Source organism: Marinovum algicola (genome assembly GCF_900109145.1).
Lineage (GTDB): Bacteria > Pseudomonadota > Alphaproteobacteria > Rhodobacterales > Rhodobacteraceae > Marinovum > Marinovum algicola.
Window position 1 is genome coordinate 20,883 of sequence record NZ_FNYY01000030.1, and the last position, 12,631, is coordinate 33,513.

Annotated in this window: 12 protein-coding genes; all 12 read right to left on the reverse strand. The window is 64.3% G+C overall.

Annotation, left to right across the window (positions count from 1 at the left end; all coding sequences use genetic code 11):
* Positions 1-54 precede the first annotated feature (54 nt).
* The 12 genes from iolB to BMW90_RS23810 all read right to left on the reverse strand — a co-directional run bounded on the left by iolB (position 55) and on the right by BMW90_RS23810 (position 12,623).
* The gene (gene iolB, locus BMW90_RS23755; RefSeq protein WP_074839976.1) at positions 55-861 is read right to left on the reverse strand and encodes a 5-deoxy-glucuronate isomerase; all 807 of its coding nucleotides are present in this window, start codon (positions 859-861) and stop codon (positions 55-57) included.
* Complete coding sequence (locus BMW90_RS23760) at positions 854-1,078, reverse strand: hypothetical protein (RefSeq protein WP_244526604.1); 225 nt, start codon at positions 1,076-1,078, stop codon at positions 854-856. Before BMW90_RS23760 ends, iolB begins: the two co-directional genes overlap by 8 nt.
* Positions 1,063-1,992: a myo-inosose-2 dehydratase gene (gene iolE, locus BMW90_RS23765; protein WP_074839978.1), complete on the reverse strand. Its 930-nt coding sequence runs from the start codon at positions 1,990-1,992 to the stop codon at positions 1,063-1,065. Before iolE ends, BMW90_RS23760 begins: the two co-directional genes overlap by 16 nt.
* Entirely contained in the window at positions 1,992-3,824 is a 1,833-nt protein-coding gene (gene iolD / locus BMW90_RS23770; protein WP_074839980.1) for a 3D-(3,5/4)-trihydroxycyclohexane-1,2-dione acylhydrolase (decyclizing), read from the reverse strand. Before iolD ends, iolE begins: the two co-directional genes overlap by 1 nt.
* Positions 3,825-3,918: 94 nt before the next feature.
* Positions 3,919-5,829, reverse strand: coding sequence for a bifunctional 5-dehydro-2-deoxygluconokinase/5-dehydro-2-deoxyphosphogluconate aldolase (locus BMW90_RS23775; protein WP_074839982.1), 1,911 nt, complete (start codon positions 5,827-5,829; stop codon positions 3,919-3,921).
* Positions 5,822-6,814: an inositol 2-dehydrogenase gene (gene iolG, locus BMW90_RS23780; RefSeq protein ID WP_074839984.1), complete on the reverse strand. Its 993-nt coding sequence runs from the start codon at positions 6,812-6,814 to the stop codon at positions 5,822-5,824. Before iolG ends, BMW90_RS23775 begins: the two co-directional genes overlap by 8 nt.
* Positions 6,815-6,848: 34 nt before the next feature.
* The gene (locus tag BMW90_RS23785) at positions 6,849-7,622 is read right to left on the reverse strand and encodes a TIM barrel protein (protein WP_074839986.1); all 774 of its coding nucleotides are present in this window, start codon (positions 7,620-7,622) and stop codon (positions 6,849-6,851) included.
* Position 7,623: 1 nt separating this feature from the next.
* Positions 7,624-8,583, reverse strand: coding sequence for a sugar phosphate isomerase/epimerase family protein (locus BMW90_RS23790; protein WP_074839988.1), 960 nt, complete (start codon positions 8,581-8,583; stop codon positions 7,624-7,626).
* Positions 8,580-9,605: a Gfo/Idh/MocA family protein gene (locus BMW90_RS23795; protein WP_074839989.1), complete on the reverse strand. Its 1,026-nt coding sequence runs from the start codon at positions 9,603-9,605 to the stop codon at positions 8,580-8,582. Before BMW90_RS23795 ends, BMW90_RS23790 begins: the two co-directional genes overlap by 4 nt.
* A 95-nt stretch (positions 9,606-9,700) precedes the next feature.
* Positions 9,701-10,525, reverse strand: coding sequence for an ATP-binding cassette domain-containing protein (locus tag BMW90_RS23800; protein ID WP_074839991.1), 825 nt, complete (start codon positions 10,523-10,525; stop codon positions 9,701-9,703).
* 11 nt (positions 10,526-10,536) lie between these two features.
* Positions 10,537-11,574 carry an ABC transporter permease gene (locus tag BMW90_RS23805; protein ID WP_083416190.1) on the reverse strand — a complete coding sequence of 346 codons (1,038 nt, stop codon included), beginning with the start codon at positions 11,572-11,574 and terminating at the stop codon, positions 10,537-10,539.
* 89 nt (positions 11,575-11,663) lie between these two features.
* Positions 11,664-12,623 (reverse strand): substrate-binding domain-containing protein, encoded by a 960-nt coding sequence (locus BMW90_RS23810; protein WP_074839993.1) that lies wholly within the window; start codon positions 12,621-12,623, stop codon positions 11,664-11,666.
* Between the last annotated feature and the right edge of the window lie 8 nt (positions 12,624-12,631).

Here is a 12,631-nt window from a genome sequence, read left to right on the forward strand (position 1 = left end):
TGGTTGTCCTGTCGCCGGTTCCGCCCGGCCTGATTGCAGCAACACCGTGGGCCGTCACCCGTCGCGTTCCATGATCCATTCGACTTCCGGCGCGGGGACGAAGCGCCAGTTGCGGCGGGGGCCGGCCATGACGTTGAGGTAGTACATCTCGAACCCGTAAGGCGCGCCGCAGGGGTGGTGGCCGCGCGGCACCAGCACCACGTCGCCGTCCTTGACCGCCATGGTCTCGTCGAGCAGGCCGTCGTCGGTATAGACGCGCTGGATGCCGAAGCCCGAAGAAGGGTTGAGGCGGTGGTAGTAGGTTTCTTCGAGATAGGTGATGCGGGGGAAGTCGTCTTCGTCGTGGCGGTGACTGGGGTAGGAGGACCAGTGGCCCGCGGGGGTGAAGACTTCCGTCACCAAGAGCGAGTCGCAGTAATCCTCGTTCTCCATCGCGATATTGTTGATGTGGCGGGTGTTGGTGCCTTTGCCGCGTTCTGTCAGGCTGATGCCGCCCGGCCCGATGCGGCGTGCCGCGTGGCCGCCCTTGCCCGGCGCGGAACAGACGGCGAGGACGCAGTCGGTTTCGGCCTCGACGGACCACTCGGTGCCGTTCGGCAGGTAGAGGCAATGCGGCGAGGACTTCTCGAACACGTTCATGCGCTCACCGAGAGTGCCCCAGTCCTGCCCGGCCCCGGTGACCTGTGCCTTGCCCTCGACCATGACGAGGATGACCTCGGTGTCGCCCGTCGCCTCGGCGGCGGTGTCGCCGGGCTTCAGGTGGTAGAGCGAGAAGCCGACGTAGCGCCAGCCGGCACTTTGCGGTGTGATCTGGTGCACCTTGCCGCGGGCGCCGAAGGGTTTGCGCAAGAGGTCAGCCATTGTCGTGATCCTTGTAGTTGTCTGGGTCGAAGACCAGGAAGAATTCGTAGTAGCACCATGCCCCCGCCGCGCCGAAGAGCAGCGCCCACCCGGGGCTGCCGGTGACCAGTTCGAACACCGCCCAGCCCAGCACCGCAGCGGTGACGATCACCCGCCGCCCCCGGGGCGCAAAGAACGGGCTGCGGATGTTGACCAGGCGTTTCAGATTGTCTGGCATGGTGTCTCGGCCGGCGCGACATTCAGGCCGGAGCGTTTGCAGATCTCGACGATGTGGTCGTAACCGATCTTGGAAAACGCGTAAGGCGGCGCTTTCGCGGGGTCCTGCTCGGCCTCGACGACGATCCAGCCGTCATAGTCCATCGCCTTGAGCTTGTCGGTGATGGCCTGGAAGTCGATGCAGCCCTCCGGGTCGCCCGGCACCGAATAGACCCCGGCGGCGACGCCGTCGAGGAAGCTCTTGTTTTCCTTCTGCACCCAGTCGAGAACCGGCTGCCGGACGTCCTTGAAGTGGACGTGATGCACCCGGTGGCCCCACTTGTCGAGCACGGCCACCGGATCGGCGCCGGCAAAGTGCAGGTGGCCGGTGTCATAAAGCAGGGTCAGCGCCGCGTCGGAGCCTTCCATCAGCCAATCGATGTCCTCGGCGTCCTGCACCATGGCACCCATGTGGTGGTGGTAGGCGAGCACAACTCCCTGATCGCGCGCCCATTTCGCCAAATCAGAGAGCTTGGCGGCATAGGCCATGACCTCGGCGCGGCTGAGCTTCGGGCGGCGTGACACGGGGGTGTCCTGCGCCCCCTGGATGGTGTTGGAGCACTCGGCATAGACGATGCAGGGGGCGTTCAGCGCGGCGAATTGTTCGACCTGTTCGCGGATGGCTGCCTTCTCGGTCTCGATGTCGTTGACCAGCAGGTTGCCCGAGCACCAGCCGCCGCAGAGCGCCACGCCGTAGCGGTCGAGATAGGCGCGCAGGCCTTCGGTGTCGGCGGGCATGCGGCGGCCGCGCTCGACGCCGGCATAACCGATCTTGGCCGCGTCCTGCATGGCGCCCTCGGTGGTGTAGTCCTTCGTCAGCTCCGGCAGGTCGTCGTTCTGCCAGGCGATGAGCGAAATGCCGATTTCCACAGCCATCAGTCGACCCTCTGCATTTTCTTCTTGGCTTCGTAATTGGCGCGCGCGGTGTTGACCTCGTCGCGCTCCGACACTTCCGGCACGCCCACGTCCCACCAGGTCCCGCCGTGTTCGGTGGAGGGATAGGGATCGGTGTCGATCACCACCACGTAGGGGCCCTTGGCCTCGAAGCGTTTGGCCAGCGCCTCTTCCAGCTCGGCAATCGAGCCGACCTTGACCGAGGTGGCCCCCATCGCCTCGGCATGCTTGGCGAAGTCGATGTTCGAGTTCTCGCCGCCGATGGAATGATCCAGCAGGTTGTTGAATTCGGCCCCGCCGCAGCCCATCTGCAGCCGGTTGATGCAGCCGTAGCCGCGGTTGTCGGTGATCACCACGGTGAAGGGAATGCCCATCATCGCCGCGGTGGCCATCTCGGAATTGGCCATCATGTAGGTGCCGTCGCCTGTAAAGCAGATCACGTCGCGCTCCGGCTGGGACATCTTGATGCCCATGGCGCCGGCGATCTCGTAACCCATGCAGGAGAAGCCGTATTCCATGTGGTAGCTGCCCGGCTTGCCGGCTTTCCACAGCTTGTGCAACTCACCCGGCATGGTGCCCGCGGCGCACATGACGACGGTTTCCGCAGTGGCCTGCCGCTGCACCGCGCCGATCACCTGCATGTCGGTGGGCAGTTGGTTGCTGTCTTCCGGTGCATCCGTCAGCGGGTCGACCTTGCCGAACCAGTCCGCCTTGAGCCCCTCGGTCTTGCCCGGCGCGCTGTGGTCCCCCAGCGCTGCGCCCAACTCCTTCAGCCCGATCAGCGCGTCGGACATCAGCGGCGCGGCGCCGTGTTTCATCGCGTCATAAGCGGCGACGTTGAGCGAGACCAGCTTGCGCTCCGGGTTGGCAAACAGCCCCCAGGAGCCGGTGGTGAAGTCCTGGAACCGCGTGCCGACGCCGATCACCAGGTCGGCCTCGGCGCAGACGGTATTGGCCGCCGCGCCCCCCGTGACGCCGATGGGCCCGAGGTTCAGCGCATGGTCCCAGGGCAGCGCGGATTTCCCCGCCTGGGTCTCGGTCACGGGGATGTTGTGGGCCTCCACAAAGGTTTTCAGCGCCTCGGTCGCGCCCGCGTAATGCACCCCGCCGCCGGCGACGATCACCGGGTGCTTGGCGGCGCGGATCATCTCGGCCACCTCGGAGAGTTCCGCCTCGTCCGGGCGGATGCGGCGTTGGCGCCAGACCTTTGGCTCAAAAAAGCTTTCCGGGTAGTCATAGGCCTCGGCCTGCACGTCCTGGCAGAAGGCCAGGCAGACGGGGCCGCATTCCGCCGGGTCGGTCATGACACGGAAGGCGCGCGGCAGCGCGGTCAGAAGTTGCTCGGGCCGGGTGATGCGGTCAAAGTAGCGGGTCACCGGCTTGAAGGCGTCGTTCACCGTGACGGTGCCGTCGGTCCAGTCCTCGACCTGTTGCAGCACCGGATCGGGGCCGCGGTCGGCAAAGACGTCGCCGGGGATCAAGAGCACCGGCAGACGGTTGACATGTGCCAGCGCCGCAGCCGTCACCATGTTGGCCGCACCGGGACCGATCGACGAGGTCACGGCCATCGCCTTGCGACGCCCCGATTGCTTGGCATAAGCAATGGCGGCATGCGCCATGGTCTGTTCGTTATGGCCGCGCCAGGTGGGGAAGTCGCCCTTCATGGCATGCAGCGCTTCGCCGATGCCTGCCACGTTGCCATGGCCGAAGATCGCCCAGCAGCCTTCGATGAAGCGCTCGCCATCGCTGTTTTGCTGCGCCGCGATATAGCGCACCATTGCCTGCGCGGCGGTCAGTCGGATTGTCTTGCTCATGCCGGTTGCTCCTGAAAGGAGCGACCAGTGCGCGAAAGTCTTTGCTGCGCAAAGACGTGCGGCACCCGGTCGCCATGCTGGGTGGTCCCTGTTGTCATGCTGCGTCCTCCCTGGCCCTTTCACGGGCCTCATCCCAGATGGTGCAAAGGCGGGTGAACTTCTCGGCCATCTCGGCCACCGCTTCCCTGTCGCTGATGTTGCCCGCCAGCCAGTTCCGCGCGGCATTACCGAAGATCGTCCGGCCCACGGCGAAGCCCTTGACCAGCGGCTGTTTCGCCGCCAGCCCGAAGCTTGCTGCCAGCTCATCTTCCGGCGCGTCCAGCCCCAGCACCACGATGCCGCGGGTGCGCGGATCGTTGCAAGTGATGGCATCCACCGCGTTCTGCCATGCGGCCTCGGTCTTGAACGGCTCGAGCTTCCACCAATCGGGATAGACGCCCGCGTCATAGAAGGTCTGGATCAGCGTGGCGGAGGTGCCATCATCCACCGGGCCGACCTTGGAGGGGATGATTTCCAGCAGGAATTCAAGATTGTTGCGCCGTGCCGCGGTGAACAGGCGGCGGACCCGGCGGATATGGGTCTGCATCGTCTCTTCGTCGTCGTCGGGATGGACAAAGACCAGCAGTTTCACCACGTTCTCGCGCGCCCATTCGCGGAAGCGGCCAAAATCCTCGCCCAGATCCGGCTCGAACTCGATGGGCCGCGAGCCGGGCAGTTCCGTGGGCCGCCCGATCCACAACCCCGTGCCAGAGGCCCGGTGCAGAGCCGACCGTCCGATGCGGTTGTCGCAGAGAATGCCGTAACCGGGCTTGCCGTCCTGGACCTTGAGCGCCGCGTCGAGGCACAGCTCCTTGAAGGCGGCACCCTTCTCCAGCGCGTAGCCGTCCATATCTTCCAGCTGCAGCCGGTGGTCGAAAGCAAAGGTCTTCACGCTCGACCAGTCACCATGCCGGTTGGTCGCCCAATGCACCTGCTCCAGCTCGGCATCGTGGCGCAGGTCGGGCCGCTTGATGCCCCGGTCGAAGAAGAATTGCAGCTCCTCCCAGCTGGGATAAGCCGGGGTGCACCCGTGGCGGCTGACCGCGAAAGCCCCGCAAGCATTGGCATATTTCAGCGTGGTGGGCCAGTCTTCTCCGTCGAGCCAGCCCTTCAGGAGCCCCGACATGAAGCCATCGCCCGCGCCCAGCACGTTGAACACCTCGATCGGGAAACCGGGACCGGCCTCGCCGTCATCCAGGCTGTCGGGGATGTCGCCGGTGAAGGCCACCGCGCCGTCCGCGCCACGCTTGCAGACCAGCGTCGCCTTGGAGACCCTGCGCACCGCGCGCAGCGCTTCGATCGTATCGGTCGAGCCGCCCGCGATGTGGAATTCTTCCTCGGTGCCGACAATCAGGTCGAAAAGGTGCAGCGTTTCCTGGAGCTTGGCTGTGACGGCGGCGCTTTCGACAAAGCGGCTTTCGCCTTCGCCATGCCCCGCCACGCCCCAGAGGTTGGGCCGGTAATCGATGTCCAGCGCCGTCTTGAGGCCGTTTTCCCGCGCAATCTCCAGCGCCTTCCGCGTCGCCGCCTCGACCTTGGGGTTCGACAGATGCGTTCCCGTGGCCACCACCGACCGCGCCCGGCGGATGAAATCGGGATCGATATCCTCGGCGGTCAGCCCCATGTCAGCGCAGTTCTCGCGGTAGAAGATCAGCGGAAACTGCTCCTGGTCGCGAATGCCCAAGAGCACCAGCGCGGTCAGCCGGTCGGGGTCCACCTTGACCCCATCGGTGCTGACCCCCTCACGCGCCAGCTGCTCGGTGATGAACCGCCCCATATGCTCATCACCCACCCCGGTGATCACGGCCGACTTCAACCCCAACCGCGCCGTCCCGCAGGCAATGTTTGTCGGAGAGCCACCGATATACTTGTCAAAGCTCCCCATATCCTCCAGCCGCCCACCGATCTGCGCGCCATAGAGGTCGACCGACGACCGGCCAATGGTGATGAGATCAAGATCAGACATCGGAGAGCCTCACCGGTTGACCGGACTTGGCGGATTGCGTGGCGGCCTCGGCCATGGCCAGCGCGGCGACACCGTCATCGAGCGTCACGGGCAGAGCGCCACCGGCCTTCAGGGCCTCGACAAAGGCGTTCCACTCGGCGGCATAGGCGGGCATGTAACGTTCGAGGAAGAACAGCACCGGCTTGGCGCTGGTGACGCCATTCGCGGTGGATTTGGACACCAGGTTCTCGACCAGGTTGCCGACCTGAAGCATCCCGTCCGCGCCCTGCACCTCGAGCCGCTGGTCGCCATACCCAGCGCGGCGGGTGTTGCGGATGGTGGCGATGCGGCCATCGGCGTATGTCAGGGTGACGGCGGCGGTGTCGAAGTCGCCCGCCTCGCCGATTTCCTTGTCGACAAGGCACGAGCCCACGGCGGACACCGTGACCGGCGCCGCGCCCATCAGGAAGTTCGCCATGTCGAAATCATGGATCATCATGTCGCGGAAGATGCCGCCCGAGACCTTGATATAGGCAATCGGTGGCGGCGCCGGATCGTAGGAGGTGATCGCCAGCATCTCGGTCTTGCCGATCTCGCCTGCGTCCAGCGCCTTCTTCACCGCGGCGAAGTTCGGATCGAAACGGCGGTTGAAGCCGATCATCACCGGCTTGCCGGACTTGGCGGCATTGGCCTGGCATTCGCGGGCACGCTCCAGCGACAGGTCCACCGGCTTTTCGCACAGCACCGCCTTGCCTGCCTGCGTCGCCTGTTCGATCAGGTCGGAATGGGTGTCGGTCGAAGTGGCGATCAGGACGACGTCGATCTCGGGATCGGCAATGATCTCGTCCGTGGTGCGCGCGGTGGAGCCGTATTGCTTTGCCAGCTTCTCGGCGGCTTCGGGGAAGTAGTCCGACACCGCGGCCAGCGTGCTGTCCGGGTTGGCGGTGATGGCAGTGGCGTGAACACCGGCGATGCGGCCTGCGCCGAGAAGTCCGACTTTGATCATGGGTTCAGGTCCTTCATGGGGGAGTCTTGTGGGGTCAGAGGGTGAAGGCGGCGCGGAAGGCGTCGAGAGCGACCTCCGGGTCACCCTTGGCGAAGGCTTCCATGCCGACCGGGCCGTCGTAGCCCATGTCGGCCAGCGCGCGGGCGATCATCTGCCAGTTCATCTCGCCGGTGCCTGGCTCGCAACGGCCGGGATTATCTGCGACCTGCACCTCGCCGATCCACGGCAGGCAGGCCTGCGCATGGCGGATCACGTCGCCCTCGCCGATCTGGGTGTGATAGAGATCGAGGTTGATGCGCAACTGCGGGCGGTCGACGGCGGCGACCAGCGAAAGCACGTCGGCGGTGGAATTGAACGGGCAGCCGGGATGTTCGCGCAGGTTGAGGTTTTCCAGCGTGAAGGTGACGCCCTCTTCCTCGGCCATGTCACAGATGCGGTTCAGCGTATCACGCGCCTTGAGCCACATCCCCGGTGCCACATGGTTCAACTGCTGGATCGGCAGCCCGTGGTCGCCGAGGCCGGTGCCGTGCAGGTTCAGCCGGGCGACGCCCAGCCGCTTGCCGACCTGCGCGGTTTCGCGGGCCGAGTGCAGCAGCATGTCGGCCCCTTCGTCATCGGCCAGACGGCCCTGAAGATAGCCGTTCATAATGGTGAAGGTCGCGCCGGTCTTTTCCAGCGCGTCCAGATCCCATGCGGGCCAGTTCCACAGGCCCACGCCGAAGCCCATTTCCTTCAGACGGGCGGCACGCCAATGGATCGGTTTCTCGGGCCAGAGCATCTCGGCGCAGGCGGCAAGTTGAAAAGCCATGTCAGATATCCTGTGGTTTGTAGTCTGCAGGAGCTGCGGGCATCACGTTCTGCAGAAGCGCCACGGATTTCTCGAGCCCTTCCAGAGAGTTGAGCAGCACGTCCTCGTGCTCGATGCTGAGCCAACCGTCGTAGCCCGCCATCTTGAGCCGGTAGCAGAACTGCCGCCACCATTCCTCGCCATGGCCGAAGCCAAGCGTGATGTAGCTCCACGACCGCGCCGGGATGTCCATAAGCGAGCCGTTTTCCAAGAGCGAGTTGGCGGCCTGCACGGGTGCGTTCAGAAGCGTGTCCTTGGCGTGCACGTGGTAGATCAGCTCGCCAAGCGCATCAGCGGCGGCCAGCGGGTCCGCCCCCATCCAGAAAAGGTGCGAGGGGTCGAGGTTTGCCCCGATGACGGGCCCGACCGCCTCGCTCAGGCGCCTTAGGGAGGAGGTATTGTAGACGCACTGATTGCCGTGCAGTTCGAGCGCAATGCGCTCGACGCCATTCTCGCGGGCGAGCTCTGCGATCTCGGTCCAGAACGGGATGAGCTTTTCATCCCACTGGTATTTCAGGATCTCCTGCGTCTCGGGCGGCCAGGAGGACACGACCCAGTTGGGCATGGTGTCGCCCGCAGACCCGGCGGGCAGCCCGGACATGGTGCAGACCGTGGTGATCCCCATTTCGCCCGCGACGCGGATGGTGTCGCGCAGACCCTCGGCTTGCGTCGGATCGGTCGGGTGCAGCGGGTTGCCGTTGGCGTTCAGGCTGATGATCTCCAGCCCGCGGCTCTCGAATTCCGCGCGGAAATCCTGTTGCGCCCGGGCATTGCCCAGCATCGCCTTCAGGTCGAAATGCGGCGCGGTGGACCAGCCGCAGGTGTTGACCTCGATGCCCGAGACCCCCATGCGCTGTGCGTTGTCCAGCATCTCGGTGCGGCTCATGCCGCCGAGGCTGTCTGAGACGAAACCGAGTTTCATGCCGCTTTTCCTTGTCTTGCGGAGTAGAACTCCGGCTTGGTCATGAGTTGGATCGGCTGTTTCTGCCCGGTTTCCAGCGCTTTGGCCCCGGTTTCGGCGACAATGGCGGCGCAGTAGCCGTCCCAGCAATCCGAGGCGATGGCGGGGAAGTCGCCCGTTTCGACGAAGCGCAGGAAATCGCGGTTCTGGCGCACGTAGGCCTCGTGATAGCGCCCGCGCCAGTCGGCGTCGTAGCGGGTGGCAGAGGCGAGCTTCATGTCGGTTCGGCTGTAGGCCACGTTATTCATGGCGATACTGCCGCGCTCGCCCACCAGCTCGGCGCGCACGTCGTAGCCGTAATCGGCGTTGTTATTGACCTCGATCGTGACAAGCTGGCCGTCGTCCGTCTCAAGCACCATCACCACGGGCGCGACCCGCGCATCTGAGCGTTTTGGCTGCATGGCGGTTACAGAGGTGAATTCGGCATTCAGCACGTGGCGCACCACGTCGAATTCGTGCGGAGCCGAGTTGGTGATTGCCATCGCGCCGGTGAAATCGGCGGCAGGCGTTTCCACGTTGCGGTGGAAGTTGTGCATCATCAGCGCGCGGCCCAGGGCGCCCTCGGCCAGCGCCTGTTTCATTTCGATATAAGCTTGGTCATAGCGGCGCATGAAGCCCAGCATGACGTGCCGCGCGTCGGCGGCCATTTCGGCCTCGATTACATCGATGCATTCGGCGGGCTTCTGCGACAGCGGTTTTTCGCACAGCACCCGCTTGCCGGCCTGAATGCAGGCTTTCGACAGCGGCGCATGGGTGAAATCGGGCGAGGCAATGATGACGGCGTCAACATCATCGCGGGTTATGACGACCTCGGGGTCGGCTGCCACGTCCTGCGCGCCCAGCCTGTCGGCAATGGATTTGGCGCGGGCGCTATCCATGTCGCAGATCACCTGGAGCGTGGTGCCCGGCAGGTCCTCGGCCACGATCTTCGCGTGGTCTGCACCCATCAATCCGGCGCCGATGACGGCAAGTCTGATGCTCATGGCAAGTCTCCTCCGGGCGGGTTGGCGCGAGGGCCGGCCCGATCAAGTGAAATGGGGGTGTTCGTGGGGCGGGCGGTGGGGCCCGCCCCGGCGTCTCAGGCCGCGGGCTGCGGCGGGTGGCCGTCGTGGGTCTCCATGTACCCTTCGATATTGGCTTCCAGATCCGCCATGCTCTCGCCGCCTGCCATCAGATCGGCGATCTCCTCGCGTGTCTTGTCGCCCTTGCGGAAATCGGCGGCAATCGCGCCGCGGATCAGGACGGCGAAGTGATCGCCCACCGCCATGGCGTGCATCACCTGGTGGGTGATGAAGATCACCGCGAGACCGCGCCGCTTGGCCTCGTTCACGATGCGCAGCACGTGGGCGGCCTGTTTCACCCCGAGCGCGGCAGTGGGCTCGTCGAGAATCAGAACCCGGGCGCCGAAGTACACCGCACGAGCGATGGCCAGCGACTGACGCTCCCCGCCCGATAGGCCACCGACCAGGCGGTCGCCGTCGGTGATCCGGGTGATGCCCATCTTCTGGACTTCCTCAACGGCGATCCGGTTGGCCTTTTCGCGGTCATAGACCTTGAACGGGCCGACACCCTTGGTGGGTTCCATCCCCATGAAGAAGTTGTGGCCCACCGACATCAGCGGATAGGTGCCGCCGAACTGGTGCACCGTGGCGATGCCGCGCTCCTGCGCATCACGTGGGCTGGAGAAAGAGGTGGGCGTGCCGTCCATCAGGATCTCACCGCGGGTGGGCTGGTGCACACCGGCGAGGGTCTTGATGAGGGTCGACTTGCCGGCGCCGTTGTCGCCCAGGAGGCAGAGCACTTCGCCCTCGCCCACCTTCAGACTGATTTCGTGCAGGACGTCGATTGGGCCGAAAGACTTGTCAACATTACGAAGTTCGAGAACAGGTTTCTTGTCCGACATGGGAACTCTCCTTACTTCTTCTTCGATGTCGACCAGCTGGTCGCCAGGTTGCGGAAGGTGTCGTTCATGAGAACCGCGATCAGAAGCATGACACCGATGATGAGGAACGACAGGTTGCGGTCGATCTCGGTAAAGCCGATGGCCTGGGTGACGATGGCCAGCGTCAACACACCAAAGACTATTCCCATCACGGTGCCAAACCCGCCGGTCAGAAGCACGCCGCCGACAACGACCGAGATGATGGTGTTAAAGATCAGTCCGAAATTCGCCTGGCTGGTGGCGGAGTTGAAGGTGATGACCTGCAGAGCTCCGGCAAAGGCGGCGCAGGTAGAGCAGAGCATGAAGAGACCGATCTTGAGGTTCCGTACCGGAATTCCCGCATTGCGCGCGCTTTCCTGGTCTCCGCCAAGCGCAAAAACCCAGGGACCCTTGGGCGACTTGTGCAGGAAGTAGTAGAACACCGCGACGAGGCCGGCCCACCAGAACACCGACGAGTTGAAGCCGAAGACCTTGCCGCCGAAGAGCGATTTCGCCCAGGCAGGTGCCTGGTAGAACGAGTTGGTGTTGTTGATGAACAGTATCGACAGGTAGAGCGTCAGCCCGGCCACAGCGAACAGCGTGGCAAGCGTTACGATGAACGACGGAACCTGCGTCCGGGTGACGATTGTGCCATTCACGAAGCCAATTAATGCACCGATACCGAGTGCGACGAGGATGCCGACGAGTACCGGCAGTTCGTAATGACCCGAGACGATCGCGACAGTCATCGCGCCCGCGGGCAGCACCGCGCCGGTCGAGATATCAAGCTCGCCCGCGATCATCAGGAAGCCGACGGGGATGGCGATGATGCCCACGAGCGAGGCAAAATTCACCCAGGTCGTGATGCCGGGAACCGACAGGAAATTGCGGCTGAACCCGAAAATCGCGAAGATGACGAATACCACAACGAAGCCCATGAAGGCCCCGGCGGCCGGGCTGCGGAAAAAGGCGATCAGGGAAAAGCCTTCGGAGGCTGGTTCCGTGGCTTTAGTTGAAGTGGTGTCGGTCATGTGAACCGTCTCCCGAAATGGTGCGAACAGAGCAAGCGATACCGCTTGGGATGGGTCCGGCCAGCTGGCCGAACCCTGATTTACGGGGCTTAGCGCGCGCCGAGCTTCACGCCTTCGATAGCGGACTCGACGTTCGACGCATCAACGATAGCCGGGCCGGTCAGAACCGGCTGGGTCACGATCTCGGTGCCGAACTTCAGGTTGGCGAAGAGCATCGAGGTCGCCAGGAAACCCTGCAGGTAGGGCTGCTGGTCGATGGCCATGGTCTGGGTGCCGTTCGAGATGCGGTCGAGAACTGAGGCAGACATGTCGAAGGTGCCCAGCATGACGCTGTCGCCCTTGCCCAGCTGTTCGATGGCAGAGGCCGAGGCGTCGGCGGCCCATGCGGCCAGATTGATCACGGCGTCGATCGATTCGTCGGCGATCAACTCGGCCTTGATGGCTTCCGAGGTACCGACCATGTCGCCGTCGAGGTTGGCCGGAACACGCACGATGTAAGTTTCTGCGCCTGCTTCCTTGGCGCCGTCCTCGACACCCTTGCAGCGGGTTTCAAGGTTGATCGCGCCGGGAATCTGGATGTGGCACATGATCTTGGCGGCGCCCTGCTCGGCCAGGTACTTGCCGCCCGCGACACCGGCCAGGTACTCGTCCGAACCGAAGTAGTTAAGCGCGCCGTACTTGTCCATTTCGCCCTGACCGGCGTTGTAGGAGGTGATCACGACGCCCGCTTCGTTGGCGGCGATTAGCGCCGGCGTTTCCGATTCCGGCAGCCAGTTCGGAATGGCGATACCGTCGGCACCCTGCGCCACGGCCTGCTCGATCAACTGAACGAGGTCCGGGCCGAAGTTGTCGTAGTTCTGGGTCAGCAGATAGTTGACGCTTCCGCCATTGGCCTCGACCACCAGGGTCGCATCGTCGACGCCCTTCTTAATCAGGTTCCAGAACCCATCTTGGGCCGAGCCGCCGATCACGGCGATGTCCTGCGCCACGGCGCCGGTGGACATCAGTGCGGCGGTCGCCGTCGCTGCAATGGTTTTGGTGAAGTTCATGTCGAGTT

What these genes read in the sequence shown, in the direction of transcription:
- BMW90_RS23800 (WP_074839991.1), bottom strand. Translation starts at nt 10,525, where the DNA reads ATGTCGGACAAGAAACCTGTTCTCGAACTTCGTAATGTTGACAAGTCT.
- iolB (WP_074839976.1), bottom strand. Translation starts at nt 861, where the DNA reads ATGGCTGACCTCTTGCGCAAACCCTTCGGCGCCCGCGGCAAGGTGCAC.
- BMW90_RS23795 (WP_074839989.1), bottom strand. Translation starts at nt 9,605, where the DNA reads ATGAGCATCAGACTTGCCGTCATCGGCGCCGGATTGATGGGTGCAGAC.
- BMW90_RS23805 (WP_083416190.1), bottom strand. Translation starts at nt 11,574, where the DNA reads ATGACCGACACCACTTCAACTAAAGCCACGGAACCAGCCTCCGAAGGC.
- iolG (WP_074839984.1), bottom strand. Translation starts at nt 6,814, where the DNA reads ATGATCAAAGTCGGACTTCTCGGCGCAGGCCGCATCGCCGGTGTTCAC.
- BMW90_RS23810 (WP_074839993.1), bottom strand. Translation starts at nt 12,623, where the DNA reads ATGAACTTCACCAAAACCATTGCAGCGACGGCGACCGCCGCACTGATG.
- iolD (WP_074839980.1), bottom strand. Translation starts at nt 3,824, where the DNA reads ATGAGCAAGACAATCCGACTGACCGCCGCGCAGGCAATGGTGCGCTAT.
- BMW90_RS23785 (WP_074839986.1), bottom strand. Translation starts at nt 7,622, where the DNA reads ATGGCTTTTCAACTTGCCGCCTGCGCCGAGATGCTCTGGCCCGAGAAA.
- iolE (WP_074839978.1), bottom strand. Translation starts at nt 1,992, where the DNA reads ATGGCTGTGGAAATCGGCATTTCGCTCATCGCCTGGCAGAACGACGAC.
- BMW90_RS23775 (WP_074839982.1), bottom strand. Translation starts at nt 5,829, where the DNA reads ATGTCTGATCTTGATCTCATCACCATTGGCCGGTCGTCGGTCGACCTC.
- BMW90_RS23760 (WP_244526604.1), bottom strand. Translation starts at nt 1,078, where the DNA reads ATGCCAGACAATCTGAAACGCCTGGTCAACATCCGCAGCCCGTTCTTT.
- BMW90_RS23790 (WP_074839988.1), bottom strand. Translation starts at nt 8,583, where the DNA reads ATGAAACTCGGTTTCGTCTCAGACAGCCTCGGCGGCATGAGCCGCACC.